The sequence below is a fragment of the Phaeodactylibacter sp. genome (assembly GCF_040219495.1).
GTDB lineage: Bacteria > Bacteroidota > Bacteroidia > Chitinophagales > Saprospiraceae > Phaeodactylibacter.
Window position 1 is genome coordinate 96,280 of the sequence record NZ_JAVJSK010000156.1, and the last position, 16,769, is coordinate 113,048.

Here is a 16,769-nt window from a genome sequence, read left to right on the forward strand (position 1 = left end):
ATTCTTCAATTTGGATTAGTGGGTCGCTTCTTTGCTTTCCTGATGCGTCTTATTGGCGTTAGGGCCAATGTACTGATCGCCACCCGCCTTCAGGATACTCTTGATCTCCGCTACCGCAACCACCGGCGCTACGCGCACGAAGATCAGGTAAAGGGTGAAGAAAAGACCCAGCGAACCAATGAAAATGATGATTTCCACCCACGTTGGTACGTAGTAGCTCCAGCTCGAAGGCAGGTAGTCGCGTGCCAGCGTCGTCGCGATAATCACGAAGCGCTCAAACCACATACCGATATTCACAAAGATGGACATCACAAAGGTGACGAAGATGTTCCGGCGCAGGCTCTTCCACCAGAAAATCTGTGGGGAAAGCACGTTACAGGACATCATCCCGATGTATGACCAATAGTAAGGGCCGAGCACCCGGTTGTAAAAAGCAAACTGCTCGTAAATGTACCCGGAATACCAGGCAATGAAGAGCTCAGTAAGATAGGCTACACCAACGATGGTACCGGTGGTGAGGATTACCTTATTCATGCTCTCAATATGTTCAAGTGTAATATAGTCCTCCAGCTTGAGAATCTTCCGGGTCATGATCATCAGGGTCTGCACCATGGCAAAACCGGAGAAGATCGCACCCGCAACAAAGTAGGGCGGGAAGATCGTAGTGTGCCAGCCCGGGATCACAGAAGTGGCAAAGTCAAAAGATACGATGGTGTGTACCGAAAGGACCAGCGGCGTAGCCAAACCTGCAAGGACCAGTGAAAGGGCTTCCCAGCGCTGCCAGTGCTTAGCACTGCCCGTCCAGCCAAAGGACAGGAAGTTGTACAGCTTGCGGCGAATGCCCTTCGCCCGGTCACGTACCGTTGCAAAGTCGGGCACCAGGCCGGTATACCAGAACAACAGCGATACCGTAAAGTACGTGGAAATCGCAAATACGTCCCAGAGTAACGGCGAGTTGAAGTTTACCCAGAGTGGCCCACGGGTGTTCGGGTAAGGGAAAATGAAGAATGCCAGCCAGATACGCCCCATGTGAATGAGGGGGAACTGCCCGGCGCAAATAACCGCAAAGATGGTCATCGCCTCCGCTGCCCGGTTTACACCGGTCCGCCAACGTTGACGGAAAAGTAGAAGGATAGCCGAAATCAAAGTACCGGCGTGACCAATACCTACCCACCATACGAAGTTGGTAATGTCCCAACTCCATCCGATCGTCCGGTTGAGGTCCCAGGTACCAATACCCTGCCAGATGGTCCAGGCTACGCCAAAGACGAACAGAGCCAGCCCGGTAACGGCTACGATGAAAGCCAGCACCCAGGCAGCGCTCGGCGTACGCTCCGTTGGCGAGCAAATGTCTTCGGTAATCTGGTGGTACGTTTTACCGCCAGTTACCAAGGGTTCACGAATTGGAGATACTACTGCACTCATTATAATCGAGTCGTTAAATGTTATTTAATTATAGCAACAGCGGGGAGCAAGCCCCCCGCTGACTTTATGCATCGAGTTCTTCGTTCTTATTGTTGACACGTGCCTGATAACGCACTGCTGACTGGGTGTTGATTTCTTCAAGCACCAGGTAGTTCAGTGGGTGCTCCAGACGCTCCGCCAGGATACCTTCCTTGTTGTTGTCATCACCAAAGACGATCGCACCGGTTGGGCAGGAGGTCTGACAAGCCGTTTTCACGTCCTGATCGCGCAGCTTACGCTGCTCCCGCTTAGCCGTGAGCTTGCCTTCCTGAATCCGCTGTACGCAGAAGCTGCACTTCTCAATCACACCGCGTGAACGAACCGTCACGTCAGGGTTGAGCACCATACGGGTCAGGTTGTCTGCACCAAATGGAATAGCCTCCTCGCCGTTTAGGTCGTACTCGTTCGCACCAAACAGGTCAGCAGTGGTGTAGTCAAACCAGTTGAAGCGGCGTACTTTGTAGGGGCAGTTGTTTGCACAGTAACGGGTACCGATACAGCGGTTGTAGGTCATCTGGTTCAGGCCCTCTGAGCTGTGGTTGGTTGCAGCTACCGGGCAAACGTTCTCACACGGCGCGTTATCGCAGTGCTGGCACATCATCGGCTGATAAACCACATTCGGGTTTTCATAGTCACCGTAGAAGTAGCGGTCAATGCGCAGCCAGGTCATCTCGTGGTGGCGAGCCACCTCCGTCTTTCCGACTACCGGCACGTTGTTTTCTGCAATACAGGCTACCTGACAGGCACCACAGCCAATACAGGCGTTCAGGTCAATGTGCATTGACCAGTGGTGGCCCTGACTGTATACCTCCTCCTTGTACTCGTCGTAAGGATAAAGAGTGTGGCTGTTCAGCTTCTGAGCTTCTGCACGCTTCTCTTCAATATGATGAGATAGGTCCTCGAGCTCCGAGAGGTTGCCCTGATAGATAATGGAACGATTGGTCAGGCCACCTTGGTAACCTTCACCGATCGTCATTACTGTCTTTTCGTCAACGTTGATCTCTTCGCCGGTCTCCGGGTCTTCACCGGTCAGTCCCATAGAGTGATGGTACTGTACACAGGCGAAACGGCCTTCTTCTTCTACTTTTTCGGATACGCTCTCTACGGTTGCGTAATACTGTACGTTCCCGTTCTCATCCAGTGAGGTCCAGGGGTAAACGTCTACGCCAACATTATTGCCGATTGCCCGGCCCAGCATACCCGTCTCAGTACGGCCGTAGCCCAGCGCCAGCGCCAGGGTACCCTGCATCTGTCCAAACTGACGGACCACAGTACAGCGCTGCGTGCTGCCATTGACCACCACATCGACGATATCCGCTTTACCCTTGCTCTCATCGGGGTTCAGCCCCATGAAGGAAGTGAATTCGTTACCGCCGTCCCATCCAACGGGAATAGCAAGGTAGTTGCCCCAGGTACAACGGTTGACCGGGTCTGGCATTTCCAGGAGCCACGGGTTGTTGCTGTACACGCCACCGCCCATATTGACAGTCTCGAAGAATGAAATTTCGAGTTCGGCATTAGAAGGCTTGCGCACCATGCGGGCTGCAGCGTTCACATCGCCAGCGAAAACTGGCGCATCAGCGGTATTTTCAGCTACGAAGACGCCGTCGTGCAGTACGCTGTCCCAAAACATCTTGAAAGTGGCAAAGCCGCTCTGCTTGGGGAATAGGTTTTCCTGCCAGTGCTTCTTCATGTAGTTGAAGATGAAAGCACCAACGTCTTCCTTAGATTTTTCGTAGTAAGGACTGATTTTCGCCGTAGCAGCAGTACTGTCGGCTCCACCGCCCATTACGCTCATCATATCGTAATCTGCCCAGCGCAGGAGGCTTTCCTCCTTTTGACGGCTACCGGGGCGGCCAACTGAGTGGAAAATCGGTGCGATCGTTGGCTGAATGAGGCTGTAGTGCCCGCGCTTAGCCTCCACATCGCCCCAGCTTTCCAGGTAGTGGTGGGTTGGCGTGATATAGTCGCACAGAGTAACGGTTTCATTCGGCACCATAGAGAAGGAGACCTTTAGGCCTACTTTGGCAGCTGCTTCGCGGAACTGAGCCGCATTGGGCAGATCAAATGCAGGGTTGGCACCGTCCATAATGAACAGGGCATCTACCCGGCCGGCGCTCATCGCCTTAATAAGGTCCTGCACCGGCTTATCCATACCCTGCCGCTGCATAGAGGCTGCGTTGAAGTCCAGGGTGCTGCCGTAGTTACCAAGCATATCGTTGATCGCATTGATCAGGATTTGCTCTCCTTTATTATTAGAGCCGGACACCACCAGCGATTTGCCGCGGTTGCTGACCAGCTCATCAGCTATTTTTTGAAGTTTACCCGCCTTGTTAGTGTCCAGCTTGGGGCCACTGACGCTCGAACCACCAGTCTTGGCAGCAATAGCGTTATGCAGCGCAACGATAGCAGCGCCCTGTTCAGAAGGCTTTACCATAATGCGGTTGTCGGCATTAGAGCCCGTCAGGCTCATGTGGCTTTCCACCTGAATGTGGCGGGACATCTTCGCGCCCTTCACTTTATTGATACGCCGATTGGTCGCGTACTGATTCGCATATTCCGTTGGAGAAATCCAGGTGCCGAGGAAGTCAGCATCGAAGCTGACAATCACATCGGCTTTATCGAAGTGGTAAGACGGGACCACCGCCTGACCGAAAGAAGCTTCATTTGCCTCCAGGATAGCCGAGCTTGATACCGGGTCGTACATGACCACTTCGGTATTGGGATAAGCCGCTTTGAAATCCTCGAGGGCTTTCTTAGTCGTTGGGCTCATGATGGTATTCGCCACAATCCGGATACTGGAATTGGCGGACAGCTTGCCCATAATTTCGCTATCGATATCTTCCCAGGACGGGCCCCGCTCGTTGCGGTCAGCAGAACGCTGAATTTTGCCCTCTTTCACCCGGTAAGGACCATCGAGGCGGTTGGTATCGTAGAGGCTGAGTACGCTCGCTTGTGCACGGGCGCTCGTACCGCCTTTGGTAATAGCAGAAAGGGTATTGCCTTCTACCTTGATGGGACGGCCCTCGCGGGTCTTCACCAGCACCGGGCAGTAGTCGCCGCCCTGTACGAAGGAAGAAGCATAATAAGTAGCGACACCCGGTACGATCTCATCAGGTTTGACCACGTAAGGTACCGCGCGCTTTACAGGAATCTCACAGCTTGCAGCCAGAGTAGCTGCACCCAATCCGAAGCCAAGGTACTTAAGGAAGTCCCGGCGGGAAGCTTCAGTGTCCATCGCCCCCTCTTTGGAAAGGCTGTCAACAACAGGAAGTTCTGTGAATTCGTTTTTGTTTGTTTCCAGGTAGCTGGGATCGTTTTGCAGTTGCTCCACACCGATCCAAACACCATTGTTTTTATTCTTCATTACTACTTTTTTCAGATTCAATTTGGCTGATGAGATTAATAGTGGCACTTCTGGCACTCGAGGCCGCCAATGTCTTCAACGGTTACTTTTTCACGCTCGCCATTGGCGATTTCTTCATGGTAACGCGTATAGGACTTGTAGTACTCGTTGTCATCAAACTGTACCTCTGTCTGACGGTGGCAGTTGATGCACCAGCCCATAGAAAGCGGAGAATGCTGCTTGGCAACTTCCCATTCTTCCATTGGGCCGTGACAGGTCTGACATTCCAGCTGACCGACCGTTACGTGCTGTGCGTGGTTGAAGTACACGTGGTCCGGCAGGTTGTGAATGCGTACCCATTCAATAGGCCCCTGAATCTTATTTTTAGTTGGATTGGTCAGTGAGGAGACGAGCCCTTCCCACTGCTCTTCGATGAGCTCTTCGCCTTTGCTGTCAATAGAGCCATTCTCTTTGACATACGTATCGGCAATCCACTTTTTGTAGACTTTTTCGATATCGTCCTGATTCATCGCCTCGTAATTGTCGAGGTAAGTATCAGTGGATGGATCATAGCCAATAGAAGCGTATATCTTGGTAAGTTCGGCTGTTCCGTATTTGGAGCCGACTTTGATGGCGCGGTGGCAGTTCATACAGGTGTTTGCCGCAGGGATCACCGAGTGCTTGGAACGGCGGGCCCCATCGTGGCAGTACTGACAATCAATTTTCTGCAGCCCGGCGTGGGTCTGATGCGAGAACTTGATCGGCTGCTCCGGTGCATACCCCTGCTGACGGCCGAGCATGATAGCATTATTGACCGTAGTGTAGCCGCCCAGTACCACAAGGGCGAAGATGACAAATGCGATCAGGCCTTTACTCGTCAGGATTTCTACAAGAGACGTCCGGCGGGCATCGCTGTTGCCTTCGCGCACCTGCAACATGTAGTTCAGGTTGGAAACGATACGGGCTAAAACGATCGCCAGAATACCGAGGATGACAGCCAGAGCGATGAATAAAGGTGTATTGTTGGGCTTTTCGGCCACCACATTAACCGTTTCACCTACCCTGGTAGTTTCTTTCTTACCGGCGTCAGTGTAGACGGCATCAATGTAGGCAAGGATGTTATCAACCTCCTGATCACTCAGGTTCAGGAAGTTGTTCATGACGGTAGGCTTCCAGTCATTCCACAGCTCAACGGCGCGGGGGTGCCCCTCGTTAATCATCGCCTGAGACTGACGGATCCACTTGTAAAGGTCTTCCTTTGGATAATCCGCCCAGCGTTCTTCCACACCGCCCAGAGCAGGACCGGTGAGGTCATCCTTCATGTTTTTGTTGTGGCAGGTCGCGCAATAGTTACGGAAGAGCGTCTTGCCCTCGTCAATATTGGCGGTACCGCCACCTTCTCCTTCTCCCTGAGCCATTGATGGCAGCGCAAAAACCACCATTGCCAAGAATAAAAGAGCTCGGCTAATCAACTGCTTATATGTCATCTTTATGATGCTTGTAGTTTTATGGTAAATCGACAATTGCTTGTTCTGTCATTCTATTGTCAGCGCAAATATAGAATGCACTGCACTCATTTAACAATAAAAGCCCGAAACCTTCCGCTATTTAGATTGAATCTAAATAAGGAGCAGACTACCCGGAAACCTTGACTCCAAACAGACGTCTTCCCGCCTGTTCTGCGCAATATTGTTTGTCTGTTCAAAATATGAACAAAATTAAATTAATACATGCCTGCGGGCTATGATCTTATCCCTTACACTGCCACTTGCGCTCTTATGGCAGGAAAGGGGTCATAGCCCATCAATTCAAAGTCTGAAAAGGTAAACCCGAAGAGGTCTTTTACCGCCGGGTTGATCTTCATCATTGGCAGATTACGAGGGGTTCTCGTAAGTTGCAGCCGGGCTTGGTCTATGTGGTTGCTATACAAATGAACATCCCCAAAAGTATGGACAAATGTACCGGGTTTCAGTTCGCAGACTTGTGCCACCATCATCGTTAAAAGTGCGTAGGAGGCAATATTGAAAGGCACGCCAAGGAACACATCGGCGGAACGCTGATACAATTGGCAGGACAGTTTCCCTTCCGCCACATAAAACTGGAAGAGCACATGGCAGGGCGGTAAGCCCGATTGCGCCATAGCGGGAATATCCTGAGGGTTCCAGGCGGTAACGATGTGCCGGCGGGAATCCGGGTTACGCCTGACCTGCTCTACGATACCCGCTATTTGGTCTACACCTACAAAGTTGCGCCACTGCTGCCCGTACACCGGGCCCAGCTCGCCCCATTTTCCGGCGAAAGCCGCCTCTGCTTTTATCTTTTCCTCAAAAACCTTGAGTTCTGCCTTCCATTCCGGGCTGTACTTAGGGTACTGCTCTTCCAGGTTATTGGCTTTCAGGTAGAACTGAAAAGGCCACTCGTTCCAAATCCGCACTCCATTTTGTACCAGGTAGCGGATGTTGGTATCGCCCTGCAAAAACCACAACAACTCGTGGACGATAGATTTGTAGTGGACTTTCTTGGTGGTCAGGAGCGGGAAGCCTTCGGCGAGGTCAATGTGCATTTGGTACCCAAACACGCTGACGGTCCCGACGCCGGTCCGGTCGTTTTTGCGAATACCATTATCCAGAATGTGCTGCAACAGCTCGTGATACGCCTGCATGCGGAATGCTTTTTACTTGTATGATTTTTTTTGGGCTCGATGGGACTATGTTGCCGGGTGGAGCAAAAATTAATGGACAAAAATAAAAAGGTCCGGCAACCAGCCCAGAACTTAGACGTTAAAATAAAAATTAATTTTTGATGAAAAACAACACCTTCGCGCTTAAAATCCTATTTATCAGCTTATTATGTCATTTTTATGGCCCTGCCACTGCACAACAGGATGCGCAGTGGGAACTGAAGCGGCAATCTGACGGGCTAAAAGTCTACGTTCGTGACGCGGCCCATTCTGATGTGAAAGAAATTAAAATCGAGACCACCCTTGATGCCTCCCTGCATGGTGTGGTGGCCGTACTCAAAGATGTACCGGTCTACAAAGACTGGATTTATAAGTGCCTGGAAGCTAACCGGCTGCAGCCCGCAGAGCAAAAGTCCAGCCTCTACTACTGCAAGGTGGACTTCCCCTGGCCGATGAGCGACCGGGATTTCATTGCCCGCAGTCAGTTGCGTCAGGACCCCGATTCCCGTACCGTTTATATTGATGTCAAGGGGGAGCCCGACAATCAGGAGGACGTAGAGGACGTGGTGCGTATCCGCAATTTAGACATTCACTACGAACTCACCCCCCTGGCCGGCAATAAGACCCAAATGAGTTACCAACTGCACTCTGACCCCGGCGGTGCCATCCCCACATGGCTGGTCAACATGGTCGTGGACAACGGCCCTGTGAATACCATTAAAGGCATGCGGGAGATGCTTAAGTCAGAAAAATATCAGAATGCGCAGTTTGCCTTTTTGAAGTAGCCATTTGACCAACTTTCCGACTCAGCCGGTGTTCATCCCTTTTGAAAAAAGACCACATAAATTATGGCTTACCGTAGTATGATGGATGCGGTGCGCGACCTGGAGCGCCACGGCAAACTCATCCGTATCAAAGAAGAAGTAGACCCCAACCTGGAGATGGCCAGCATTCACCGGCGGGTGTTTGAGACAGCCGGGCCGGCTTTGCTCTTTGAGCGTGTCAAAGGCAGCCCCTTCCCTGCCCTGTCCAATATCTACGGCACCTTTGAGCGGACGGAGTTTTTATTTCGGCACACCATCAATCAGGTACAAAAAGTGATTGAGCTCAAAGCCGACCCAACCCACTTCTTCAAAAAGCCGACCCGGTACTTGTCCGCCCCTTTCACCGCTCTTTCCGCCCTGCCTATGCAGCAACGCACAGGCGCTCCCATCCTGCACGGGACCACCACGGTAAGCCAGCTCCCGCAAGTCAAGTCCTGGCCTATGGACGGCGGAGCGTTTGTGACCCTGCCACAGGTATTCACTTTGCCCCCGGGACAGCGCAACATGATGCAGTCCAACCTCGGGATGTACCGCATACAGCTATCCGGTAATGCGTACGTACCCGATAAAGAGGTAGGGATGCACTATCAGCTCCACCGCGGTATTGGAGTACACCATACGCAATACAATGAGCTGGAAGAACCTTTCCGGGCTTCCGTTTTTATAGGCGGACCACCATCCCACGCCTTTTCAGCCATTATGCCCCTACCGGAAGGGCTGTCCGAGCTAACCTTTGCGGGCATGCTGGGCGGGCGGCGTTTCCGCTATGTGCGCAAGAACGGGCACGTCCTTTCTGCCGATGCTGATTTTGTCATAACGGGCATTATCCGCAAAGGCGAGAAAAAACCCGAAGGGCCCTTTGGCGACCACCTCGGCTACTACAGCCTGCAGCACGACTTCCCGGTGATGGAAGTGGAGAACGTATACCACCGTAAAGATGCGGTATGGCACTTTTCTGTGGTAGGCCGCCCGCCACAGGAGGATTCCAGCTTTGGCTACCTGATTCATCAGTTGGTGAAGCTGCTGACCCCACAGGAATTTCCGGGCATTAAAGAAATCAATGCAGTGGATGCGGCAGGGGTACACCCGCTGCTGCTCGCTATTGGCAGTGAACGCTATATGCCCTTCCGCGAGCGCAAGCCGGAGGAAATCCTCACACAGGCGAACCGGATTATTGGCTCGGGTCAGACTTCCCTGGCCAAGTTCCTCTTCATCGCAGCGGATGGGGATGCTCCAAATCTCAGTACGCATGACATTCCTGGCTTTTTCCGGCATGTGCTGGAGCGCATTGACCTGACAAGGGATTTGCACTTTCAGACCAAAACGACCATTGATACCCTCGACTATTCCGGTAGCGGGTGGAATGCCGGTTCCAAGGTCATTGTGGCCTGCTGCGGAGACAAGCGCCGCGAGTTGAGTGCCGAACTGCCGGTTGATCTCAGCCTGCCCAGCGGATTTAGCAATCCAAAGTTTGTGCAACCGGGTATCTTGGCGGTACAGGGACCTGCATTTACCGGTGAGGCTTCCTATGAAGAAGCGGAAATCCTGGCTCATCACCTTCGCCCGTTTGACTGGTCGGGCATCCCAATGATTATCCTCTGCGATGACAGCGACTTCCTCAGCGGCCCAATCAACAACTTCCTGTGGGCGGCTTTTACCCGGGCCAATCCCTCTCACGACATTCACGGCGTGGATGCCTTTGTAGAGCACAAGCACTGGGGCTGCCGGGGTCCGGTGATTATTGATGCGCGGATCAAGCCGCACCATGCTCCGCCCCTGATTACGGATAAGGAAGCGGAAGCGAAGGCCGACCGTTTCTTCAAAAAAGGTGGATTACTGGAAAAGTGGGGGTGATATGCAACTACCTCTGCTCTATCGTCCCTTCCGGGTCCAGCAAATAGGCAATGCCGAGTAGGATAGCTAAAATAAAGACAAGCATAAGGATAGAAAGGACTGCATTTAACAATACCCGGTACCAGGCGCTGCCTTCGGGGCTAAACACTCGTGCACTCCAGAGGAATACTACACCAAAGAACCAGAAAGGCAAAGACCCCAGCTCCATGCCTAAGAGCAGGTAGAGCGTATCGTAAAGCAGTGTAAACAGGATGGCCCAAAGTGCAAAAAGATAGATAGCGGCAGTAAAATGCTCCGGGAAACTATGCTTATGCCGGTAGTAGACAGCGGCTGTAGAAAGGGCCAGCATCGGGATCATCAACAGGAACAAAAACAGTTGAGGCGAAAGGAACGACTTTAGGGAATCTGAAACCCCACTCACATTCACCGTGATACCCAGGATTTCCTGGTTGACCAAAGCCAGGTGAAGGCCGAAAATGAAGAGCATGTACACCACCAGCTGGCTGGGCGACAAATAGTACCCACGGAACCCGGACCAGTAGTTGTTGACAATGTAACGGGGATTGGCCAATAATTGCCGGAAGGTGCCCAGCAGGGAGCGCTCCGGCAGCAGCAGGCCCGACAGCCAGCCACCAATCACATCCCAGGTATTGACGCGCCTGCCAAGGTAGCGCTGCCCGCAGGAGGAGCAGTAATTACCTTGTAGCTTGGTTTGGCAGATGGTGCAGGTGGTTGAAGCAGACATATTCCAGCTTTGAGCTATGAAGTTAAGGCTTTTTTGGGCGTGGGATCCATTTTTGACTATTTTGATCGTAAAACTTTAGCGGCTGCAAATCCAACCCAAATCTCCAAAGGATCGTTATCTAAAAATAAAAGCAAACCCAAGATAAAACTTAAATCCATGTCTTCTATCCTCCAGCTCGTTGGCAATACTCCTCTGGTAGAAATCAAGAACATCATTGACAAACCAGGCGTGCGCGTCTTTGGGAAGCTCGAAGGGCAAAATCCGGGCGGCAGTGTGAAAGACCGGGCAGCTTACGGCATGATTAAGGGAGCCGTGGACCGCGGAGGCCTGAAGCCCGGCATGAAGCTGGTGGAAGCCACAAGTGGGAATACAGGCATTGCACTGGCGATGATTGCCCGGAGCTTTGGCATTGAAATCACGCTGCTCATGCCGGATACGGCTACTGCAGAGCGGGCACAAGCCATGCGGGCTTACGGGGCAGAGGTGATACTTACGCCGGGTGAGAAAGGTGGGATTGAGTATTCCAGGCAGGTGGCGGAAAAGATGGTAGCTGAAGGTGGTTATTTCATGCTCAACCAGTTTGCTAATCCTGACAACTGGGGCGCTCACTACCATACCACCGGGCCGGAAATTTGGCGGGATACCAAAGAACAGGTGACCCACTTTGTTTCCAGCATGGGAACGACTGGTACCATCATGGGCACCTCCCGCTTCCTGAAGGAGCAAAACCCGGAGATTCAGATCGTAGGTGTACAGCCAACCGATGGGTCGAGCATCCCTGGCATCCGGCGCTGGTCACCGGAATTTCTGCCCAAAATTTATGACCCGGAGTGGGTAGACCAGATCATTGATGTGTCTCAGGACGACGCGCAGGCTATGATGCGCAGGCTCGCTCAGGAGGAAGCCATCTTTGCAGGCATGAGCAGTGGCGGAGCGGTCACTGCTGCCGCCCGCCTGGCTGAAACCCTGGAAGAAGGCCTGATCGTTTGTATCATTTGCGACCGGGGCGACCGCTACCTTTCCTCCGGAATCTTCGAATAGTGATGCTGCAGATCGTGCCGGGCTTTGCGCACCACATGCAACAACTTGTAGCTGGCATCGCTTACCGCAGCCCAGTCCGGCTGATCTTCCTTTGTCAGGCGCTCAATTTGAGCACAGGCTTTCTCTTGTTGCTTCAAGCCTATCATCGCTAAGCTGGGCTTAAACTTGTGCACGACGCTATAGAGCTCGGGCGCAAGTTTTCCTTCAAGGTTGCCCTCCACTTGCTTTATCAGCTCAGGGATTTCCTCAAGAAAAGTACGGAGCATATCTTGTATGAAAACTTCGTCTCCTCCGCTCATCGCATGCAGATAAGTCAAATCAATTTTTTCCGCTGGTGATTCTTCGGTTGGCGGCGCATTGTCATCTTCCAACCTTGGGGCAGCATCAGCCAGCCATTTTAGCATGACGCGCCGAAGCAGATCAGGTGCAAATGGTTTGGTCACGAAATCATTCATTCCGGAGGCTAATCCATGATTGCGCTCCTCAAGCAGGGCAGCAGCAGTGAGCGCAACAATTGGAGTCTTGGTATTTTTGCCGGATACCCGGATGCGTTTTGAAGCCTCCAGCCCGTCCATTTTAGGCATATGGATATCCATGAGGATAAGGTCGTACTGGTTGTGGGCGCAGCTCCGAATGGCTTCCAAACCATTGGGGACGATTTCAGCTTCGCAACCAAACTTATCGAGAATACGGGAGACTAATTTCTGGTTCATCAGGTTGTCTTCCGCCACCAGAACTTTGATGCCTGAAAGCAGATTTTGCCCCGTTGATACCGGCATTGCTGATTTCACCTTGGCTTTTTCTTCAACGGGCAAAGTCAGCTCAATGGTAAAGGTAGAGCCCACGCCCTGTTCGCTTGCTACTGAGACCGTGCCATCCATCAGCGCCAGTAATTCCCGTACGATGGAAAGCCCCAGTCCGGTGCCGGCATGCCCCTGCCCTACCCTCTTGCGCCCTTGCTTAAACTGATCGAAAATCCGCGGCAAGTGTTCCGCTTCAATACCCTGGCCGGTATCGCTGACCATAATCCGAAGGTCTGCCTGATGTGTGGTGCGGTGCAGCAAATGCACTTTTAAAGAAATGGTACCAGATTCTGTGAATTTACTCGCGTTATTCAGCACATTATTGAGCACTTGCTGCAAGCGCATAGGATCTCCTACAAAGGCTATATCCCTGGGCAGGTCGTGCTCATAAACAAACTGTACGGGTTTGTCTTTGACCCTTAACTGCCAAGACTGATGCAGCCCGCTAAGCAGGCGGTGCAGGTCAAAGGGCCTGAGGTCAAGGGCGATCTCTCCCGCTTCGATCTTGGAAGCATCCAGGATGTTATTGAGGAGGTCCATCAAATTGTCAGAAGAAAACCGCATGACATCCAGGTATTCCTGCTGATGGCTGTCCAGGTTGGTATCCCGAAGCAGGTGTACCATGCCTAGCATGGCATTCATGGGCGTACGGATTTCGTGGCTGACGTTAGCCAGAAACTGCTGTTGGGCGCGGCGGGCCACCTCTGCCTCTTCCTGAGCGATTTTGCGTTGCCGTGTCTCTTCACGTAACTTTTCATGCGCCATGCAACCCTCAAGGGCTACTGCAAATTTTTTCAGCACCGGCCGCAGCTGTCGTAAAACACGGTCTGACAAAGCTACAGCGGAAGCGCCCTGCAGCAGCATGAACGCGCCTGGCCCAAGCAACAACAGGGCGACATAGCCTTTATTGATCTGATTGGCTTCCAGGAATGCAGGGAAGGGCACCTCACTTACCGGCCAGACTTGTACGGCCTTATTATCCAGCGCATGGAGGATGGGGTGATCAGCGGCCAAAGTAGCCTGCACAGCTTTGCAGGCCGGTCGGGCACAGAGCAATTGGTAGGCTTCAGGCCTACCCTGAATGTCATGATTAGCGACCCAGACTGCACCGTAAGCCAGGTTGCGGCGGGCCAATAGCACCGAAAGGAATTGCTCGCAATTGGCGTAGGTACCGAAACCCGCACCAATAGATAGCGATAATTCGTAAAGATCGGATATTTCGCGAACGATTTTATCCATGTCGATTTAGTGTTGTTTGTTCATCACATCTACAACGGGCAGTGGCAGAACCGCCGCAGCCATTGAGTTTGTTTTTTTATTAGTGTTCGTTTACCTATATTCGTTAATAAAGCGACCCTATAACGATCGTTTTATTGAAAAATTCCAGATAGCCCTCCCCGTAGGAAGAAATTTCACCTAAGCTTAGCATACCCTGCGGGCTAACTTCGCTGCGCACTGCTTTGATGCGCCTATTAATTTGCTCCAATTCTTCCTCATGCCGGTCTTCCAGAAAAAGGGCACGGGATACGCAATCCACAACCATCGTATGACGGACATACTCATTGCCCGGAGCGTTTTTCAGCGTCTCTTCCACCGCTTCTGCAGCTGCTGCTATCAGGTTATCAGCGGTTCCTTTCATGATATTCAATACCGCGTTCTCGGGCACCTCCCCTACACAGACGAGCCCGCCTTCTTCATTTACTGAAATAGGGTCACGGACGACTTCCTCTGCGTCAGATTTGGAAATCCCAAAGGGATAGCACTTTGCAACCTCAAAAAAGTTCTGAGCGTTGAAAGTGCATTCACAGTCTGCCTCAATGTAGCCCCTGTAAACGGTAAATGCTTCTTCCCAGTTAAGCTCATGAATCACGTTCTTAGAAGTACGGGTAGCAACGACCGGTCCGGCCAGCCGCTTCCAACCATGCTTCACGCCCAGGTGCGTATCGTAATCCAGCAGGGCAATCACTGCCGCATCCTGCACCAGCCCTTCGGGCGTAAGCAAACAAGGCTGCTGCTTTAAAGACAGCGACCCTGCCCCTCCTCCTATGAAATTTACCCGGTCGCCAAGGCGGTCATAAAGCCCGGAAAGAAAGTGGGCAATATTAGACATCAGCCCGTCGATCATAATCCATGCTGTAACAGGAGTGTTGACACCCTCAATAACGCCTTTCAAATCTGGCCATTCAAAGCCTGAAGTATTTAAACCCGTCATGATCACAGGTGGGCTGACTGCCCGGAGTTTTTTGACAATTACGCCTGCTCTATATAGCTTGCTGTTATGAATGACCCCGGGAAAAACACCCCCGATAAAGGGCACTTCAGCCTTATTCAATTGATCGATCAATGCTTTTAGGTCCAGTACTTCTGATTCAGCCACAAGCAGGATGATCAAGTCCTGAGGCCGGATATCCAGCTCCAAAATACGATCCGTTATGTCGTTATAGTCGTCTGACTGAATGTACATTTCCCTTTGGTTTTGCATTGCATACGAGGTACAATACCGATCAAAAGCGGTTGTAATTTGAGTAGGTAGCTAAGCAGACGGTTAGAGCTTGTTGGATTGGAAACTTACAGCGTATTGGGATTTTAGCCTTCCAGCCAGAACCTGGTCATTTTTTGCTTGTATTTTTTACCAAAAATCCTTGTTCAGCGAAGGCTAAACACCGGTTTCCCTGCCCCTGCCTGCTATGGCAAATCAGTTTGGCAGGCGGATCATCAAAGCAAAAAGCACCCTGTTCCAGGGAGCGGGACAGACCGTTTACTACAGTCCAAACACGCTCCCAATGACGCATCTTGTGAAAGATCACCTCAGAAAGGTACCCTTAGGTTAAGAAAGGTAATAGACTGCTATATCTCGGGGGAATAATAATATCTATGTTAAGCTATATAGCGTAAAGTTATAAAATCCTGCCTGTAATCAAAATTTTTTTTCCCATATGTGAATACAAAGGTATAAAAAACCGGTTGCTGCTCTAAGGGACTAAAAAAAGGCATCCCGGTAGAACCGGGATGGGAAGGGGCAGCGCCATCTCAACCCTGCAATGCCCGCCGACGCATCAAGGCTTATGGTCCACTATCCAATCAGTATGAGCATTACTTGTAAATCGCTACAGCAGGCGCTCCACCTTTTCTTACCCAGCCCCGGTACATTCCTTCGGAGTTAAAAGGGGCTGCAATATGACCGTACCGGTCTACAGCGATCAGCCCCCCATCGCCGCCCATGGCTGCTTGTTTGTGGTTAATGACCCGGTCTGCTGCTGCTTCCAGGGACAAACCCTGATACTCCATTAAGCAGGACACATCATAAGCGACTACCCCACGCAGGAAGTATTCCCCATAGCCCGTGCAGGAGATGGCGCAAGTGGCGTTATTGGCATAGGTGCCCGCGCCGATAACGGAGCTGTCCCCTACTCTGCCATAGCGTTTATTGGTCAGCCCCCCGGTGGAGGTCGCGGCGGCAAGATTGCCCTGCAGGTCCAGTGCTACTGCGCCAACGGTACCGAATTTATCGCTGTGGTCGAGCTGCACCCGGTTTTTGGCCCGTGCTTCCTCCAGTTGCTCGTAGCGGAATGCTGAAAAGAAGTAATCTGCGTCCAAAATAGGCACTTCCAAATCACGGGCAAATTCCTGGGCACCGGGCCCGCAAAGAAAGACATGGTCGCTGCGCTCCATGACCAGGCGGGAAAGGGAGACAGGATTTTTCACCCCTTCCACCATAGCTACAGCACCTGCATTCAGAGTGGCACCGCACATGATGGAAGCGTCCATTTCGTTGCGTCCGTCATGGGTAAATACCGCACCCCGGCCGGCATTGAAATACTCGCAGTCTTCCAGGCTTTTTACGGCTGCTTCCACAGCGGTAAGAGCACTCCCCCCAGCAGACAGCACCGATTCGCCGGCTGCAAGGGCCTGTTCCAGTGCTTTACGGTGGGCTTGCTCCTGAGCATTGGTCATTTCGGAGCGCAAGATCGTACCAGCCCCTCCGTGTATAGCGAGAGAATAAGTTGACATA

At 52.0% G+C, this 16,769-nt stretch carries 11 protein-coding genes; 3 read left to right on the top strand and 8 right to left on the bottom strand.

What is annotated here, in order from left to right; all coding sequences use genetic code 11:
* Nucleotides 1-15: 15 nt before the first annotated feature.
* The 4 genes from nrfD to thyA all read right to left on the bottom strand — a co-directional run bounded on the left by nrfD (nucleotide 16) and on the right by thyA (nucleotide 7,472).
* On the bottom strand, nucleotides 16-1,425 hold the full coding sequence (nrfD, locus tag RIC19_RS25595) for an NrfD/PsrC family molybdoenzyme membrane anchor subunit (protein ID WP_350181239.1): 1,410 nt from the start codon (nucleotides 1,423-1,425) through the stop codon (nucleotides 16-18).
* A gap of 64 nt (nucleotides 1,426-1,489) precedes the next feature.
* Nucleotides 1,490-4,831: a TAT-variant-translocated molybdopterin oxidoreductase gene (locus RIC19_RS25600; protein WP_350181240.1), complete on the bottom strand. Its 3,342-nt coding sequence runs from the start codon at nucleotides 4,829-4,831 to the stop codon at nucleotides 1,490-1,492.
* Between the two features lie 35 nt (nucleotides 4,832-4,866).
* A complete protein-coding gene (locus RIC19_RS25605) occupies nucleotides 4,867-6,297 on the bottom strand; it encodes a c-type cytochrome (RefSeq protein ID WP_350181241.1) in 1,431 nt (476 codons plus the stop codon).
* Between the two features lie 269 nt (nucleotides 6,298-6,566).
* Nucleotides 6,567-7,472 carry a thymidylate synthase gene (thyA, locus tag RIC19_RS25610; RefSeq protein WP_350181242.1) on the bottom strand — a complete coding sequence of 302 codons (906 nt, stop codon included), beginning with the start codon at nucleotides 7,470-7,472 and terminating at the stop codon, nucleotides 6,567-6,569.
* Between the two features lie 140 nt (nucleotides 7,473-7,612).
* On the opposite strand from thyA, the gene RIC19_RS25615 reads away from it, so the two are divergent.
* Both RIC19_RS25615 and RIC19_RS25620 read left to right on the top strand, forming a co-directional pair.
* On the top strand, nucleotides 7,613-8,275 hold the full coding sequence (locus RIC19_RS25615) for an START domain-containing protein (protein ID WP_350181243.1): 663 nt from the start codon (nucleotides 7,613-7,615) through the stop codon (nucleotides 8,273-8,275).
* A gap of 63 nt (nucleotides 8,276-8,338) precedes the next feature.
* Nucleotides 8,339-10,168, top strand: coding sequence for a UbiD family decarboxylase (locus RIC19_RS25620; RefSeq protein WP_350181244.1), 1,830 nt, complete (start codon nucleotides 8,339-8,341; stop codon nucleotides 10,166-10,168).
* Between the two features lie 7 nt (nucleotides 10,169-10,175).
* On the opposite strand, the gene RIC19_RS25625 is transcribed toward RIC19_RS25620, so the two are convergent.
* A complete protein-coding gene (locus RIC19_RS25625; RefSeq protein ID WP_350181245.1) occupies nucleotides 10,176-10,913 on the bottom strand; it encodes a hypothetical protein in 738 nt (245 codons plus the stop codon).
* Nucleotides 10,914-11,069: 156 nt separating this feature from the next.
* Here RIC19_RS25625 and cysM point away from each other — a divergent pair, with 156 nt between their 5' ends.
* Nucleotides 11,070-11,954 (top strand): cysteine synthase CysM, encoded by an 885-nt coding sequence (cysM, locus tag RIC19_RS25630; protein WP_350181246.1) that lies wholly within the window; start codon nucleotides 11,070-11,072, stop codon nucleotides 11,952-11,954.
* Here the strand turns inward: cysM and RIC19_RS25635 are convergent.
* The 3 genes from RIC19_RS25635 to RIC19_RS25645 form a co-directional block, all read right to left on the bottom strand.
* Nucleotides 11,927-13,996 carry an ATP-binding protein gene (locus RIC19_RS25635; RefSeq protein ID WP_350181247.1) on the bottom strand — a complete coding sequence of 690 codons (2,070 nt, stop codon included), beginning with the start codon at nucleotides 13,994-13,996 and terminating at the stop codon, nucleotides 11,927-11,929. The two genes, cysM and RIC19_RS25635, sit on opposite strands and share 28 nt — an antisense overlap.
* A gap of 103 nt (nucleotides 13,997-14,099) precedes the next feature.
* A complete protein-coding gene (locus RIC19_RS25640; protein ID WP_350181248.1) occupies nucleotides 14,100-15,221 on the bottom strand; it encodes an FIST signal transduction protein in 1,122 nt (373 codons plus the stop codon).
* A gap of 629 nt (nucleotides 15,222-15,850) precedes the next feature.
* Complete coding sequence (locus RIC19_RS25645; RefSeq protein ID WP_350181249.1) at nucleotides 15,851-16,768, bottom strand: isoaspartyl peptidase/L-asparaginase family protein; 918 nt, start codon at nucleotides 16,766-16,768, stop codon at nucleotides 15,851-15,853.
* Between the last annotated feature and the right edge of the window lies 1 nt (nucleotide 16,769).